At 64.3% G+C, this 16,779-nt stretch carries 13 protein-coding genes; 9 read left to right on the forward strand and 4 right to left on the reverse strand.

Going from position 1 to position 16,779, the window contains the following annotated elements:
• The 5 genes from LXE91_RS19470 (at position 1) to LXE91_RS19490 (ending at position 3,984) form a co-directional block, all read left to right on the forward strand.
• The gene (locus LXE91_RS19470) at positions 1–1,095 is read left to right on the forward strand and encodes a serine hydrolase (protein WP_039351204.1); all 1,095 of its coding nucleotides are present in this window, start codon (positions 1–3) and stop codon (positions 1,093–1,095) included.
• Between the two features lie 44 nt (positions 1,096–1,139).
• Complete coding sequence (locus LXE91_RS19475) at positions 1,140–1,373, forward strand: DUF7661 family protein (RefSeq protein WP_039351207.1); 234 nt, start codon at positions 1,140–1,142, stop codon at positions 1,371–1,373.
• 73 nt (positions 1,374–1,446) lie between these two features.
• Positions 1,447–1,902, forward strand: coding sequence for a MarR family winged helix-turn-helix transcriptional regulator (locus LXE91_RS19480; protein ID WP_081421041.1), 456 nt, complete (start codon positions 1,447–1,449; stop codon positions 1,900–1,902).
• Positions 1,903–1,969: 67 nt separating this feature from the next.
• Positions 1,970–2,533, forward strand: a complete 564-nt coding sequence (locus LXE91_RS19485; protein WP_039351210.1) for an isochorismatase family protein — start codon at positions 1,970–1,972, stop codon at positions 2,531–2,533.
• Positions 2,530–3,984: a DHA2 family efflux MFS transporter permease subunit gene (locus tag LXE91_RS19490; RefSeq protein ID WP_039351215.1), complete on the forward strand. Its 1,455-nt coding sequence runs from the start codon at positions 2,530–2,532 to the stop codon at positions 3,982–3,984. The genes LXE91_RS19485 and LXE91_RS19490 overlap by 4 nt, the downstream gene beginning before the upstream one ends.
• Before the next feature lie 130 nt (positions 3,985–4,114).
• Here LXE91_RS19490 and LXE91_RS19495 read toward each other — a convergent pair whose 3' ends face one another.
• Positions 4,115–5,833 carry a SulP family inorganic anion transporter gene (locus tag LXE91_RS19495; RefSeq protein ID WP_039351218.1) on the reverse strand — a complete coding sequence of 573 codons (1,719 nt, stop codon included), beginning with the start codon at positions 5,831–5,833 and terminating at the stop codon, positions 4,115–4,117.
• 494 nt (positions 5,834–6,327) lie between these two features.
• Here LXE91_RS19495 and LXE91_RS19500 point away from each other — a divergent pair, with 494 nt between their 5' ends.
• The gene (locus LXE91_RS19500; protein WP_039351224.1) at positions 6,328–7,578 is read left to right on the forward strand and encodes a mechanosensitive ion channel family protein; all 1,251 of its coding nucleotides are present in this window, start codon (positions 6,328–6,330) and stop codon (positions 7,576–7,578) included.
• Positions 7,579–7,632: 54 nt separating this feature from the next.
• On the opposite strand, the gene LXE91_RS19505 is transcribed toward LXE91_RS19500, so the two are convergent.
• Complete coding sequence (locus tag LXE91_RS19505) at positions 7,633–9,057, reverse strand: aminotransferase-like domain-containing protein (RefSeq protein ID WP_039351226.1); 1,425 nt, start codon at positions 9,055–9,057, stop codon at positions 7,633–7,635.
• 155 nt (positions 9,058–9,212) lie between these two features.
• Here LXE91_RS19505 and LXE91_RS19510 point away from each other — a divergent pair, with 155 nt between their 5' ends.
• Positions 9,213–11,537, forward strand: coding sequence for an FdhF/YdeP family oxidoreductase (locus LXE91_RS19510; RefSeq protein WP_039351275.1), 2,325 nt, complete (start codon positions 9,213–9,215; stop codon positions 11,535–11,537).
• A 12-nt stretch (positions 11,538–11,549) separates the two neighbouring features.
• A complete protein-coding gene (locus LXE91_RS19515) occupies positions 11,550–12,470 on the forward strand; it encodes a bestrophin family protein (protein ID WP_039351229.1) in 921 nt (306 codons plus the stop codon).
• A gap of 898 nt (positions 12,471–13,368) precedes the next feature.
• Here LXE91_RS19515 and LXE91_RS19520 read toward each other — a convergent pair.
• Both LXE91_RS19520 and LXE91_RS19525 read right to left on the reverse strand, forming a co-directional pair.
• Positions 13,369–14,220, reverse strand: coding sequence for a hypothetical protein (locus LXE91_RS19520; protein ID WP_052760085.1), 852 nt, complete (start codon positions 14,218–14,220; stop codon positions 13,369–13,371).
• Positions 14,221–14,247: 27 nt separating this feature from the next.
• Complete coding sequence (locus LXE91_RS19525; protein WP_223821089.1) at positions 14,248–14,748, reverse strand: asparaginase; 501 nt, start codon at positions 14,746–14,748, stop codon at positions 14,248–14,250.
• Between the two features lie 702 nt (positions 14,749–15,450).
• Between LXE91_RS19525 and LXE91_RS19530 the strand changes: the two genes are divergently transcribed.
• A complete protein-coding gene (locus tag LXE91_RS19530; protein WP_157644941.1) occupies positions 15,451–16,698 on the forward strand; it encodes an MFS transporter in 1,248 nt (415 codons plus the stop codon).
• Positions 16,699–16,779 lie beyond the last annotated feature (81 nt).

Here is a 16,779-nt window from a genome sequence, read left to right on the forward strand (position 1 = left end):
TTGACCGGCCTCATCGCGCGCCTGCCTCTCGCCCGGACCACCCTGTTCGTCGCCCTGTCGATGCTGATGATCGCCTTCTCGCCGAATGCGTCGTCCACGCCACGCAACCCGCCGCCGCGTGCCGCGCACGCTCATGCGCCGGCGAAGGCCGTCAAGAAAACCGTCAAGAAGAAGCCGGCCCAGCGCAAACAGAAAGCCGTCAAGCACCGCCGCCCGCGCGTGAAGCACCAGGCGGTCAAGCGTCACGCGGCACCGGCCCCGCAGCAACGCCGCGCGAAACGTTCGAGCGCCGTGCGGCCGCGCCCGGCTGCCAAGCCGCGCCTGATGGCGAGCTGCGGCTACAGCCCGCGTGCGGTCAATTCCCTGCATTCACGCGCGGCCTACGTGCTCGACGTCGATTCCGGCACGCCGCTGCTGGCCCGCAACGCACGCACCGTGCGACCGATCGCGTCGATCTCGAAGCTGATGACGGCCGTCGTCGCGCGCGACGCCGACCGTCCGCTGAACGGCGTGCTGCGCGTCACCGCGCACGACCGCGACACGATCAAGTTCACCGGGTCGCGCCTGCAGGTCGGCTCGGAACTGTCGCGCCGCGAGATGTTCCATATCGCGCTGATGTCGTCGGAAAACCGCGCGGCCGCCGCGCTGAGCCGCGACTACCCGGGCGGGCGCGCCGCGTTCGTCAAGGCAATGAATCGCGAAGCACGCCGGCTCGGCATGCGCCATACGCACTTCCGCGAGCCGACCGGCCTGTCGCCGCACAACGTGTCGACGGCCGAGGATCTCGCGAAGCTCGTCGGCGCGGCGGCGCAGGATCCGCTGATCCGTTATTTCTCGACCGATACGTCAACCACCGTGCGCCCGGGCGACGGCGAGCTGCTGTACGTGAATTCCGACCCGCTCGTCCGCTACCGCCGCCTGCCGATCCGGCTGCAGAAGACCGGCTTCATCAACGAGTCGGGGCACGGCGTCGTGATGCGCATGCGGGTGAAGGGCCGCCGCGAAACGGTCGTGCTGCTCGGTGCGCCGACCCGCGCGGGCGTCTCGAGCGATGCCATCAAGATCCACCGCTGGCTGTCCTGCTCGATCCAGTAAGCGCGCACGGGCGGCCGACGCGTTCACCCAACGGGAGCGATGCCATGCAGGACGAATACCGCTTCAACGCATTCGGACGGCCGCTCGCCGTCGTGCGGACGAACGACGGCTGGGCCGTGTTCGATCTCGGCGCCGAAGGCAAGCGGCGCCCCGCCAATCTGCATGTTCCGCCCACGCTCGCGGCGGACGAACTCGCGCAATACCTCGGCGACCTGCTGCACGAAGCCGCGACCCCGCGATACAACGAAGTCGTCCCGATCCCGCCCCGCCGCGCGTAACTGCGCACCGGGCTGCATCTCGATCCGGCGAGCAATTCGACAGTTAAACTTGCAAGTTTGGCTGTCGTATTCTATGATCCGCCGCATGAACCCGCCACGCAAATCCGGCGTTTCCGCCGATATCGTCGCCGCCGACCTGACCCTCGCGGTCGGCCAGCTGATCCGCCGGCTCCGCTCCGAGATCGAATCCGGAGGGCTCGGCATGTCCCAGACGAGCGCGCTTGCGCGGCTCGAACGGCACGGGCCGATGACGACCGCCGATCTCGCGCGCGCCGAGGCAATGAAGCCGCAGTCGATGAAGGCGACGCTTGCCAGCCTCGAGGAAGACGGTCTCGTCGAACGCGAACCGCATCCGACCGACGGCCGCCAGATCCTGTTCCGGCTGACCGCAGCCGGCCTCGACGCGCGGCTCAAGCGCAACGCCGCGAAACACAAGTGGCTCGGCGCCGCGATCGAACAGCTCGATCCCGAAGACATCGCCACGCTCGCCGCCGCGATCCCGCTGATCCGCCGCATCGGCGAGCAATGAATCCGGCCCGCGCGCCCCACGACAACCGCGCGCACGGCTTTCTTCGCCTCTTTCACGGAGTTCCATCATGAGCGCAACCCGTCTCGACACGAACGCGGCCCTCGTCGTCATCGACCTGCAGAAAGGTATCGTCGCCCTCCCCACCGCGCATCCGGTCGAACCGGTGATCGCGCGCGCCCGCACACTGCTCGACGCGTTCCGCAGCCACGGCCTGCCGGTCGTGCTCGTCAACGTCGCGGGCGGCGCGCCGGGTCGCACCGAGCAACCGCCGCGCACGGCGCAATTCCCCGCCGACTGGACCGAGCTCGTGCCCGAACTGAACCGGCAGCCGGGCGACCACCTCGTGACGAAAAAGACCTGGGGGGCCTTCACCGGCACCGATCTCGACGCGCATCTGAAGGCGGCCGGCGTCACGCAGATCGTGCTGACCGGCGTCGCGACGAGCATCGGCGTCGAATCGACCGCACGGCAGGCGCATGAACTCGGCTACAACGTCACGCTCGCCGTCGATGCGATGACCGACCTCAACGCGGATGCGCATGTGAACAGCGTCGAGCGTCTGTTCCCGCGCCTCGGCGAGACGGGCACGACGCAGGAGATCGTCGCGCTGCTCGACCGGCGCGGCGCGTGAGCGATCCACGCACTCGGCCGGCGCGGGACCATGCGGCCGGCCGGCCCGATCCGTCGATCTGGAAGGTCAGCGCCGTCGCAACGCTCGGCTCGCTGCTGTCGCAGCTCGATGCGACGATCGTCAACGTATCGCTGTCGAGTCTCGCGACCGACCTGCACGCGCCCCTCGCGACGATCCAGTGGGTAACGAGCGGTTACCTGCTCGCGCTCACGCTGGTGCTGCCGCTGAACGGCTGGCTCGTCGACCGGATCGGCGCGAAGGCGCTGTACCTGTGGTGCTTCTCGGCGTTCACGCTCACGTCGGCGCTGTGCGGGCTCGCGTGGTCCGCGCCATCGCTGATCGCGTTCCGCGTGCTGCAAGGCGTGAGCGGCGGGCTGCTCGCGCCGATGGCGCAGATGATGATCGCGCGCGTCGCCGGCCAGCAGATGGCGCGCGTGATCGGCTATGCGGCCGTGCCGGTGCTGCTCGCGCCGATCCTCGGCCCGGTCGTCGCAGGCGCGATCCTGCAGCACGCGTCGTGGCGCTGGCTGTTTCTCGTGAACCTGCCCGTCGGCGTGCTGGCGCTCGCGCTTGCCGTACGGTTCCTGCCCGGCGACCGCGACGACACGCAGCCGCGCGAACTCGACTGGGTCGGCCTCGCACTGCTGTCGCCGGGGCTCGTGCTGTTCCTGTACGGCATCGAGCGGATCAACGAAGCGCTCGGCATCGCGGCGATCGTCGCGGCCGCGCTGTTGCTCGCGGCGTTCCTGCGGGTCGAAACGCGCAAGGGCGACCGCGCGCTGATCGACCTTGCACTGTTTCGCGGCAAGGTGTTCGGCGCGGCCGCGTCGACCCAGTTCCTGTCGAATGGCGCGCTGTTCGCGGGCCAGATGCTGATTCCGGTGTTCCTGATCCAGGCCTGCGGCCGCACGCCCGGCGAAATGGGCTGGCTGCTCGCGCCGATGGGACTCGGCATGCTGGTCACCTACCCGTCGATGGGCGCACTCACGAGCCGGTTCGGCGTGCGCCGGCTGGCCGCCGCCGGCGCATTGCTCGCACTGTTCGCGACGCTGCCGTTCGTGTTCCTCGCGCTGACCGGCTACGATCCGATCCTGCTCGTGCCCGCGCTGTTCCTGCGCGGCATGGGCCAGAGCGCGATCGGCGCGCCGTCGATTTCCGCCGCGTACGCGTCGGTCGAGCGCCGCAACCTGCCGATGGCCACGACCTCGCTCAATATCGTGCAGCGCCTCGGTGGGCCGACGTGCACAACGGTCTGCACGCTGTTCCTCGCGTGGCGGCTGCAGGCCGAATCGGCGGCGAGCGGCGGCACGCAGGCAAACGCGTATGCGTGGGCCTTCGCACTGCTTTGCGTGCTGCACGCGGCGAGCTTCGTCACGACACTGCGGCTGCCGTTGTGGTCGGCCGGTGCGGGCGGGAAACCTGCCGGCGCGGCGCGCGCCGGTTCGCGCTGAACGCGGACGCTGCGTCACGCTGCGCAGCGCCCCGCGCGCGACGTCGCTATGGCAGCCACATCGGCACGATCGACACCACCTGCGCAATGGCTTCGCGCGCGTGCGGGCGGCCGCCTGGCGCCGGCTCCCGCTACACCATGCCCGGCTCCTGCGGCGCCGGCGTCGTCCCAGCGGCCTCCAGTGCCTGGTGCAATGTCGGGAAAATGCACGACGCGCCGACGATCTCCGTGATCCGGTGACGATCCATGTCCGCGCGCAGGTAGCGATTGACGCGGCCGAACAGCACACCGATCCCGCGCGCCTGCAGCATCCTGACGAGGTCGGTCAGCGTCCGTGCAGCCGAATAGTCGATGTCGGTGATCGCGCCCGCATCGACGACGAACCAGCGCGTCGGCACCGGCGCCGCCTCGACGAGTTCGGTCACTTCGGCGGAGAACAGGTGATCGTTCGCGAAGAAGAGGTCGGAGCCGAACCGGTAGACGATCAGCCCGGGGGCCGTCATCGCACCGCGCCGCGTGGGTACCGGCTGCCACCGCCCGTTGCCTTCGACCGGTTCGAGCACCATCGTGTGCGGCTGGTAGCTGTGGCGCACGTGCCGCATCAGCGACAGCGCGACGGCCAGCAGGATGCCGTGCTCGACGCCGACCGTCACGACGGCCAGCGCCGTCACCAGCGCGAGCGTGAACTCGCCGGGGCTTTCCTTGCGGATCGCGGCGAGGCTGCGCACGTTGATCAGCCCGAGCGCGATCGTGAACACGATGCCGGCCAGCACCGCATGCGGCAGATATTGCAGAAACGTGCTGAAGAACAGCAGCACCACCGCCACCACGGCCGCGAACGCAAGATGCCCGATCTGGCTGCGCACGCCCGCGCCGTCGGCCATCGCCGTCTGCGTCGGGCTGCCGTTGACGACGAACGCGCCGCCCACCGCCGCCGCGACGTTCGCGGCCGCGAGACCGAGGATGTCGGCGTTGGTGTCGACCTCCTCGTCGTACTGCTGCGCGAACACGCGTGCGGCGGCCGCACTCTGCGCAATGATCATCACGAAGCAGGAAGCTGCGACCGGCACGAGATCGAGGCACTGCTGCCACGTGACGGACGGCCAGCGCAGCGGCGGCAGCCCGCCCGCGACCGGCCCGAGCACCGCGATGCCGTGCGCGGCGAATCCGAATGCGTAGCTTGCCGCGATGCTGCCCGCGACCGCGAGCATCGGCATCGGCACGCGCGGCAGGAACCGCTTGCACGCGAGAATCGCGACGACGACGAGCGCCGCGAGCGCGAACGTCGGCCGGTTCGTATGGACGAGATGCGTGACGACGTAGTCGAGCTGCGCCAGGCTGCGTGACGCCGGGTACGGCACGGCCAACCCGAGCATGTCGCCGAGCATCGCGATCGACACCTGCACGCCGACGCCGGCGAGAAAGCCGACCAGCACCGTGCGCGACAGGAAATCGGCGAGAAAACCGAGCTTGAAGATGCGCGCGAGCAGCAGCATCGCGGCGGTCAGCAGCGCGACCGTGCCGGCCAGCGCCACATACTCGGCGCTGCCGGCCGGCGCCATCGACGACAGCCGGCTCGCGAAGATCGTCGCGGTCGCGGAATCGGCGGCCACCACCAGATGCCGCGACGCACCGAAACACGCGAATGCGACGAGCGGCAGGAACACCGTATAGAGGCCCGTGACGGCCGGCATGCCGGCGATGCGCGCATAGCCGAGCACCTGCGGGATGTCCATCGACGCGAGCGAAATGCCCGCGAACACGTCGCGGATCGCCCCGCCCCGGCGGATCGGGAGGATGCCTTTCAGCAGCCGCACGCCTGACGGGCGGCTTTCGTTGGAATCTTGCATGCGTGGAATGCGTGAATACGAGGTGACGTGGTTCGCGAAGTCGTTCGCGCATCGTGCCCCGGGCAGGCACCACATGGCAAGTGCGCGAAGGTGGCGCGTGTCGCTCACCGTCGGCAACGAGCCGCACGCGAAAGCGAGCGCCACACGCGACGGCACGGGCAACGCCCGCATGATTGCATGGATCGCCGTTCACGCGCATCGAGGCGCGAAGGCCCGCCTGAGCGGCGTTGCGCCGCTCGCAGGCCGGCGTGCAACGCATCCGGCAACACGCGCGCGCCGCGGCTTGCGGTGACGCGCTTCCACTCCCCGCCTTCACCCGATTACAGAGGAGACCTGCGCAATGGTGAGGCAATTCGGGAGCCGCACATCCTGCATACACGACGACGTGCCTGGAACCCGATGGCACAATCACGGTCCCTTTCATGTGCCCTTCACCGGGCGCGCGCCGCACCGCGGCGCCGATTCAACGCACGAGAAGGCCCCTGTTTGCCCCTATGACCCTGAACGAATCCTGGTTTGCGCCGCTCGTCGGCATCCTTATCCTGCTCGCCGCCGCCGGCGCGATCACCGCCGTCGTCCATTTCCTGCTGTTCCGCGTGGTCGCGCGGCTCGCCCGTCTTTCCGCCACGCGCGTCGACGATGCGCTGTTCGAGTTCGGCGCATTCAAGTGGCTGAACCGCATCGTCCCCTTCGTCGTGGTCAAGCTCGGGCTCGGCGCGGTGCCCGGCATTCCCGAGACGGCCGTGCAGGCCGCCGACAAGGTACTGTTCGCGCTGATCGTGTTCCTCGTGACGATGACCGTCAGCGCGACGCTTTCAGCGCTCGAACACACGCATCGCACGTACCAGCGCGATCAGCGCGGCCAGCCGCACCTGTCGCTGAGAGGCGCGATGCAGCTCGTCAAGCTCGTGATGTTCATCACCGCCGCGCTCGTCGTGATCGGCGACGCGACCGGCAAGCAGATCGGCCTGCTGCTGTCGGGCATCGGCGCGATGTCGGCGGTGCTGATGCTGATCTTCAAGGACACGCTGCTCGGCCTCGTCGCGGGCGTGCAGCTGTCGTCGAACGACATGCTGCGGATCGGCGACTGGATCACGATGCCGTCGGCCGGCGCGGACGGCACCGTGATCGACATCACGCTGAACACGGTCAAGGTCGCTAACTTCGATCACACGATCATCACCGTACCCACGTGGAAGCTGATCACCGAGAGCTACCAGAACTGGCGCGGAATGACCGAAGCGGGCGGGCGCCGCATCAAGCGCGCGCTGTTCGTCGACGCGACGAGCGTGCGCTTTCTCTCCAACGACGAGATCGAACGGCTCGAACGCCTGACGCTGCTGAAGGATTATCTCGAGGACAAGGTCGACGCGATCGAGCAATGGAACGGCACGCTCGGCGCGGCCGGCGACTGCCCGGCGAACCGCCGCCAGTTGACGAATCTCGGCACGTTCCGCGCGTATGTCGCGAACTACCTGAAGGGCCATCCGCGCATCCGCCGCGACATGACCTGCATGGCGCGGCAGCTGCCGCTCACGGCCGAAGGCATCCCGCTCGAACTGTACTGCTTCACCGACACGACGACGTGGGTCGACTACGAGGCGATCCAGTCCGACCTGTTCGATCACCTGATCGCGGTGCTGCCGGAGTTCGGGCTGCGCGTGTACCAGCACCCGTCGGGCTTCGACATGCGGCAGATGGTCGGCGCCGCGCAAGCCGGGCTGCAGGCGCCGCACGCGGGGTGACGCATGCGGTGGCGGCCGATCGTCGGCCGCCGCCTGCCGCGCCGCCCCCTGCACTCAGCGCGCCGCCGCGCACTCCGACGCGAGCCGGCCGAGCATCTTCAGTGCATCCTCGATCTGCCGCGACCACGGATAGCTGTAGTTGAGCCGGATGAAATGCCGGTAATCGGTGCTCGCCGAGAACATGTGTCCGGGGCCGACCGTGATCCCTTGCGCGAGCGCGACCGTGTACAGCTTCATCGCATCGACCTGCCGCGGCAGCTCGACCCACAGCACGTACCCGCCCTGCGGCTGCGACAGCCGCGTGCCTTCCGGGAAGAAACGCCGCACCATCGCGCTCATCAGGCTCGCCTGCTGCGCGTACTGCTTGCGCATGCGCCGCAGATGAAAATCGTAGCCGTCGTATTTCAGGTACTCGGCTATCGCAAGCTGCTCGATCGCGGGCGTGGCCAGCGTATTCAGGAACTTGAGCTTCTCGACCTGGTCGCGGTAGCGGCCCGGCATCGCCCAGCCGATCCGGTAGCGCGGCGACAGGCTCTTCGTGAACGACGCGCAATGCAGCACGAGCCCGTCGCGGTCGAACGACTTCAGCGCGCTCGGCGTCGAGTCGCCGAAGTGCAGCTCGTGATAGACGTCGCTCTCGATCGCCGGCACACCGTGCTTCGACAGCAACTCGACGAGCGCGCGCTTGCGCGTGTCGGGCATCTGGAAACCGAGCGGATTCTGGAAGTTCGGCATCACCATGCACGCGGCGATGCGCTCGCGTTCGAGGACCCGTTCGAGCGCGTCGAGATCGATGCCGTCGACCGGGTGCGTCGCGACTTCCAGCGCGCGCATGCCCATCCGCTCGATCGCGTGCAGCATCGCGTAGAACGTCGGCGACTCCACGGCGATCGTGTCGCCCGGCTTCGCGACGGCCTGCAGGCACAGGTTGATCGCCTCGGTCGCGCCGATCGTCACCACGATCTCACCGGGCTCGACCACGATCCCGCGCTCCGCGTAGCGCCGCGCGATCTGACGGATCAACTCCTGGTTGCCGGGCGGCAGATCGTCGATCACGCCCCAGCGCGTGCGGCGGCGGCCGATCGTCTGCGCATAGCGCGCGAGACGCTGCACCGGAAACTGCGACGCATCGGGGTAAGGCGAGCCGAGCGGCACAGCGTCGTCGCGCGCGATCGAGCGCAGCGTCGACAGCACGAGCCGGCTCACGTCCACGGCCGACGGCTCGGCGGCCGGCGCCGACATGTGCAGTTCGGCCTCGGCCGGCGCCGACGCGCGCGCGCGGACGAAATAGCCCGATTGCGGCCGGCTCTCGATCAGGCCGCGGCTTTCCAGCACGAGGTACGCTCGCAGCACGGTCGTGACGCTGAGCTGCTGTTGCCGGCTCGCCTGCCGCACCGACGGAATCCGCTCGCCGGGCCGGTACACGCCACGCTCGATCTGCGCCTGGAGATCGTCGGCCAGTTGTTCGTAACGCTTCACGCGCCTCCCTTTCAACTTCCCTTCAACAATACAGTTGCGATCCGGACTGTCTGAATGGCCGCAACTGTACTCTTTTTTGGAGTGAACAGGTGTACACACAGCCGGACGGGGGCCACGCGTACTCTGCACCCATCGACCCCGACACCCGCTGCATCATGAAAAAGAAATCCGCCACCGCGCGCATCGAACCGTACACCCACCCGGCTGCCGGCTGGGGCGCGCTGAAAGCCGTCACGATCAACCTGATCAAGGAAAAGGTCGCCGGCGGCAACTACCGCACGCTGCTGCGCCAGAACCAGCCGGACGGCTTCGACTGCCCGGGCTGCGCGTGGCCCGATCGCCAGCACGCGTCGACGTTCGAATTCTGCGAAAACGGCGTGAAGGCCGTGGCCGCGGAAGCGACGAGCAAGCGCGTGACGCCCGAATTCTTCGCCGCGCACACGGTCACCGAGCTGCTCGAACAGTCGGATTTCGAACTCGAGCAGCACGGCCGGCTCACCGACCCGATGGTCTACGACGCGCAGACCGACCGCTACGTGCCGATCGCATGGGACGACGCGTTCGAGTTGATCGCGCGCCACCTGCGCGCGCTGCCCGACCCGAACCAGGCCGCGTTCTACACGTCGGGCCGCGCCAGCAACGAAGCGGCATTCCTGTACCAGCTGCTCGTGCGCCTGTACGGCACGAACAACTTCCCCGACTGCTCGAACATGTGCCACGAGGCGACGAGCCGCGGGCTGCCGGCGTCGGTCGGCGTCGGCAAGGGCACCGTCACGCTCGACGATTTCGAACACGCGGACATGCTGCTGATCTTCGGCCAGAACCCGGCCACCAACCACCCGCGGATGATGGGCGAACTGCGCGAGTGCGCGAAGCGCGGCGCGACGATCGTGTCGATCAACCCGCTGAAGGAGCGCGGCCTCGAACGCTTCGCCGATCCGCAAAGCCCGATCGAGATGCTGACGATGTCCGGCACGAAGATCGCGTCGACGTTCATCCAGCCGACGATCGGCGGCGATTTCGCGCTGATCAAGGGGATGGCGAAGCGCGTGCTCGAACTCGACGACGCCGCGCGCGCCGCCGGTGCACCGCGCGTGCTCGACACCGCGTTCATCGGCGAGCATACGGCCGGCTTCGACGCATTCGCCGACGACCTGCGCAACGAAAGCTGGTCCGCGCTGACGGCAGAAAGCGGCGTGCCGTACGAACAGATCGACAGCCTCGCGCAGCGCTATGCACGCAGCGAGCGCGTGATCGCGACGTGGGGCATGGGCATCACGCAGCACAAGCATTCGGTCGCGACCGTGCAGATGCTGACGAACCTGATGCTGATGCGCGGCAACATCGGCCGCCCCGGCGCGGGCCTGTGCCCGGTGCGCGGGCACTCGAACGTGCAGGGCAATCGCACGGTCGGCATCGAGGAAAAGCCGTCGCAGGCGTTCCTCGACCGGCTCGGCCACGTGTTCGACTTCGAGCCGCCGCGTCACCACGGCTACGACGTCGTCGAGACGATCGAAGGGATGCTCGAAGGCCACGTGAAGGTGCTGATCGGCCTCGGCGGCAACTTCGCGATGGCGACCCCCGACACGCCGCGCACGTGGGAAGGCATGCGCCGCTGCGACCTCTCCGTGCACATCACGACGAAACTGAACCGCAGCCACCTGATCCACGGCCGCGACGCGCTGATCCTGCCGACGCTCGGCCGCACCGAGATCGACCTGCAGGACAACGTCGCGCAAGGCGTGACGGTCGAGGATTCGATGAGCATGGTCCACGTGTCGTACGGGATGAACAAGCCGGCGTCGCCGAACCTGATGTCGGAGCCCGCGATCGTCGCGCACATGGGCCATGCGCTGTTCGGCAGCGGCAAGATCGACTGGCTCGCGTACAAGGACGACTACGCGAAGATCCGCGACGCGATCGAGGCGACGCTCGACGGCTTCTACGACTACAACACGCGCATCGCGCGGCCGGGCGGCTTCCACCTGCGCGTCGCGTCGCGTGACCGGGAATGGCTCACGCCGACGGGCAAGGCGAACTTCATCGCGCATGCGCTACCGGCCGACACGCCGATCCAGCGAGCCCGCGCGCTGCACGGCGAACGGCTGATGACGCTGATGACGACGCGCTCGCACGACCAGTACAACACGACCGTCTACGGGCTCGACGACCGCTATCGCGGCGTGTTCGGCCAGCGCCGCGTGGTGTTCGCCAACCGCGACGATCTCGCGATGTTGGGCCTTGCGGCCGGCGACTGGGTCGACATGGAAACCGTGTGGCACGACGGCATCGAGCGGCGCGCGGCGGGCTTCCTGCTCGTCGAATACGACATCCCCCGCGGCTGCATCGGCGCGTACTACCCGGAAACGAACCCGCTCGTGCCGCTCGACAGCGTGGGCGACGTGTGCAACACGCCGACGTCGAAGTCGATTCCGGTGCTGCTGCATCGCGCGGCAGCGCCGGCCTCGATCGCCGCCTGACGGAGCGCGGCGATGATCGTTCGTCCGCGCGAGCACTGGCTGCGGATGCTGCTCGTCTGGAACGGCTCGGTGCTGCCGACCATCCTGCCGCAACTCGTGCTGACGCTCGCGATCAGCCTCGTCGCGGTATGGGGCGGCGGTCGCGTGCTCGGCGAGAAGGTGCCGCTGAACCCGACGCCGTTCACGCTGATCGGCCTCACGCTCGCGATCTTCGCGGGGTTTCGCAACAACGCGAGCTACGAACGCTACCGCGAAGGCCGGCAACTGTGGGGCGGCGTGCTGACCGCCACGCGCACGCTGGTGTCGCAGGCGCTCTGCTATGGTGCGATCGACCGTGACGATGCGTCGCGACGCGCGTTCGTGCGCACGGTCGTCGCGTTCGTGTATGCGCTCAAGCATCAACTGCGCGGCACCGATCCGGCCGCCGACCTGCGCGGGCTGCTCGACGATGCGGCCTATGCGCGCATCGCCGCGTCGCGGTTCCGCCCGGTCGTCATCGTGCACGCGCTGCGCGAAGCGTTCGCCGCGCGCGCCGATGCGGGCCGCCTCTCCGACACGCGGCTGTGGATGCTCGACGCGCGCCTCGACGATCTCGTCGCGATGGTGAGCGGCTGCGAGCGGATTGCGTCCACGCCGATACCGTTTTCATACGACGTGCTGCTGCACCGGACCATCTACGCGTACTGTGTGCTACTGCCGTTCGGTCTCGTCGATTCGATCGGCGCGGCAACGCCGTTTGTCAGCGTGTTCGTCGCCTATACGCTGATCGCGCTCGACGCGATCGCGCATGCGATCGCCGAGCCGTTCGGCGACGGGCCGAATCATCTCGCCCTCGATGCAATGACGCGGCAGATCGAGCGCACGCTGCTCGAGCTGAACCGCGAGCCGCTACCGGCGGAAGTGACGCCGGGCAAGGCCTATCGGCTCAGTTGATCCGGCCGACTCAATTCGACGGAGGCGCCTGTGACGGGTTTCACACCGGCTGACCCACGGCCAGGTCCCGCGTAGCGCATGCTGATGATGCAGCAGTACCTGCGCCTTATCTGACAAGGCATAATGGACAAACCTATGCCAATACCTATGCTCAGCGTTTTCAGAATCTATCGTTAACTGCAAAAGACACGGAACGCATCATAATCATGCGTCGTCGCTAAAAACTAACTGGGCAACTCGTGAAGTCACTACTCATTCTGGTTGCGTTTACAGGCTTGTCGATCGTTTCGACAGCGCAGGCACAGAGCACTGCGACGCTCATCGGATTATCAAAGGACCTATCTAGACATGTAAATGGCCCGAGCGGCGAGTACGGGTTCATTCGTATCAGCGCACCTCGCTGCCGTCAGTTTGGACTGAGAGCCAGCGAGGATCTGCCACCTCCAAATCAATATCGTTTCGTAGAGTTTGGTCATAGGGAGAATTCGACCGTTGGTACGCGTGGCGCGACGTTTACTATGCCGTCGATACCTTTGCCCTGGTGCAAGCCGGGAGAGCGGGCGGACTGATCATCCACCGTCTGTCGAAGCACTAGCCTGGGGACACTAAGTCAACAGATGCCGCTCATCAATACCAGCACCTAGCCAAACGGCGAACTTCGCGCGTACACCGTGATGCCACTGGTAAACTCGGGCAGCCAAAGCAACTTTTCCCGGTCACATAAGCACGCCCCCCACCGCAGCACCTGCACCCGTCACTCCAATGATGCAGCAGTACCTGCGTCAGGCCTGACAAGACTACAGAGAAAAAGCTACGCCAAAGCGTACGCCGCCGAATTGACGGAGGCATCTTTCCCTCTCCATGCTTGCAAGGAGTCGGTAGGCCTTCGGTAACTGGATCAGAGGCGCTCGAGAAATTCGAGGAAGAGCAATACAACGATGAGGGCGCCAAGCCATCTCACCGTGACATTGAGGTTGGCAAGCTTGAGGCCCAGCGTAACCATGGAATCCGCGACGAGTTTCGTCGCATCATTGTCTTTCCGGTCTACGCCCTGCTCGGTGCCACGCAATGATGTTGTCGCAAAGTCGATCCGAAGGCCGGTGACATAGCCCGTTGCAATAGTCGGCCATTCGATCGTGTCGTCGCTGTCGTCGGGTTTGAGAAAAAGTCGGGACTGCCGTACGGGGGCAGCCGTCGGACGTTCGGCCAAATACAAATGCCGCATGGTCAATCCCAACTCTACCGCGCCAAGCTGGCCATCCGAGCTTGCCTTCGCGAGCACCTGCAGGCAGGCGTCGGGAATATGGCAGGCGAGCCACCATTGATCGGGCTCGTCGACTTCGTCGTCGGCACGATTGAAGCCTAGTCGGGCACTGCCGAGCGCGACGTCGGACAACGAGGTACCCAGTTCGTCTTCCAGCGCACGCAGACCCAGCCGGTCGGCCGTGGTGACGTCGCGCGCCTCGAAAGTCACCTGAAGCGTGCGCGTCGAACCTTGCGTGTCGCCCAAGATCGACAACTCCTGCCCCTCGATACTCGCCACGCCGTGTAGCGAGGTGGAAAGTGTCGGCTGGTTGCCCATGTCCAGCGGCTCGACGAGCTGTTGCACGATCTGAAGCTGCTCCAGCTTCAACCACATGGACGTCGCCGCGTAGTACGTCTGTTTCTGGTTGTCGGACCCGACATGTTCAACGATGTGAGCCCTCTGCCCAATGGGACTCGCCGCAACCCCTTTTTCCAGAAAATTCATGACATACCCCCGCTGCCGCCCAGCACATCAAACCCCTCGCCGGAGAAACAAGACGCGAGTGTTATCCGTCTGACCACGTGATTGGATCATCCGTGGTTTCATGTCGCTTCGCATTAGGGGAATACGTGGCATGTTGCTTCCCCCCGCCTTCGCCAACCGTGTACCGAATTGGCACGATTTCAATGTGAGCCCTCTCGAACGCATGGCGAGTGTCCAGCCGATGCGGGAGCAGTTCGGCGACGTCGGACGCTTTGTGGGGCGGTAGTCGGTGAGCATGTCTTTCAAAAAGCTGCCGATCGACGCCGCTTCCCGCGCCTCACCGTCACCTGACGATCGACTCAGGTGAACAATTGTTTCAAGCCGGCCCACCTCAATCCCACGGATATTGCGTAGTTTTGGATTGTCCCGACGAGTCAGACCTGGAGCGTTTTCATCATCGGCGAGCCCGACTTCCATTAAGACAGCGACAGCCATCGCGTAAAGCGCCGACAGGTCACCATCGGCAATCTCGATGGCGATACCTGACATACGCGAGTCGTTTCCTGACCGGCGGCAAACCGATTTATCCGGCACAGACCGACGCTCCTTCCCAGCCATTAGCGCCCCATAGAGCCTGAGCCTACGACACACCGAGTTCCTGCGTACAGGCCATCAGGACTTCGCGAAAGCCAGCGTTCTCGCAATAACAAAAGGGAAAACAGGACGCGTTCGACCGACGCAGACATTACACAACCCATTCGATACATTAAATTAACTTACAGAATTGGTGATCGCCTGGAAATCATCCTTCATAGCACCTAATACTTCACTTAATTCATAGAACGCACATTGATTTTAGTGCAAACACTCTAAACAAAGCGATTGACGATCAAAATTTTTTAACCAAGACTTAACTCGCGATATGAAAATGTCACTGTACCGTTTTAGCGCAATCCTTACTTCTCCATTCATTGAAGAGCAATTGAAAATGCAGATCAAAAACAAAATGGTACTGAAGCGGCACGACCATCTCGATTGCGCACATGGCTGCACTTAAATAATCGACCTCTCCCCGATCTTGTCGATAAAACAGTCCTGGAGCCGTTTTCACCTGTAGCACACATGCCTTCAACACCGCCGCCGCGCTTAAAGAAATAACTGACGACGCAGAAAGTAAAAATAGGGAGATATATGCGCCTCACGTCTTGGCAACAGATATGTCTCTATGTCGCAACGGACGCTGTGCTTAACGTGGCCTCCCGCACGCTTCAAATATATTGCACATGGTATTTTGTAAAACTGCTTTTTGACCAAAGTGCACTTGGGTCCATCCTACTTGCCACCTCGATTGCGAGCTTGGTGCTTCTCCCGTTTTGGGGTGTCATGGCGGAGCGAGTCAAGAAAAGCCATATCCTGACAATAGCGGCGCTGCTTTCAGTTTTGGCAAGCGTTATCAGCATATTGGCCGCACACATTTTCAAGTCCGCCAACGCAAACTATCACTTATTGATTTCATTGATGTTTAGCGGTGTCGTCTCGAGTTCAGCTACTGCGGCCCTTTATCCACTGGGCACACCATTACTTCCGGAGATAACAGATCAAGAAGCTGAGATTCACAAGGGAATGCGGCTAAAATCTTCAATGTTTTTCATTAATTTGCTACTCGGGCCAACATTAGCCGGACTAGCAATCGGGCGCGTCGGCGGAAACGCGGCACTTATTCTCAGCGCTGTGTCCGCAGTCATCGGACTATTTCTTTCCCTCGCGTTTCTTTCAGCGTTTTCCCCGCAAATGCTCCCGAAAGGTGATCGCTCCGGTAGATTTTCATTTTTCCTTGAGCTGCAATCTGGGGTCAAGCGCGTTTTCCTTATTAAGGCAGAAAGGGCCATCGCCATCGCATCCCTTTTTGCGAACATAATTTTTGTCCCGTTCTTTTCTCTGATCCTGCCGACGAAACTATTACGCAGTGGATTTTCAATGTTCGATCTGGCCATCATCGAACTTTCACTAGGAATTGGAGTTTTATTATCATCCAGCTTGATAATTTCCAGACTTCAGAAATTTTCTTCCGAACATGCACTCGCTTGCGGCAGCATTGCGTTGATAGGCCTGACCATATTAGCCTGTGGATTTTCGGAAAACTTCTGGGCGCTTTGCGTATTTAACATGATGCTTGGGATCGGACTGACTACATTTAATGTGACAGTGAACTCGAAGCGCGCGATTTCCATCCCTGCTGGTTATCGGTCGACGATGGAATCAACAATGCTTTTCCTGTGCACGGCCGCAGTCCCGCTCGGATTGTGGCTCGCCACACTTGGCCTCAATAGATACTCACCTGACGAAGTCATTATCAAAGGCAGCGAAACATTTATCATTGCCGTCGTTTGCATCATGTTTTCGCGTTCGCTCCGGCTGATGCTCAATGATGAAAATAGAAAGATTCCATACTACGTAGCGACTAATCGCGAACTATTTGAGCAAGGAGAGCATTGGTGAACTATAGCCCCCTCCCCTCCCAACAAGTAGCAAACGATCTTCGTCAATATTTTCGTCTCGACTTAAAGAAAGCTATGCGAG

Origin of the sequence: Burkholderia contaminans (genome assembly GCF_029633825.1) — a bacterium.
In the GTDB taxonomy this organism is placed as follows: Bacteria; Pseudomonadota; Gammaproteobacteria; order Burkholderiales; family Burkholderiaceae; genus Burkholderia; species Burkholderia contaminans.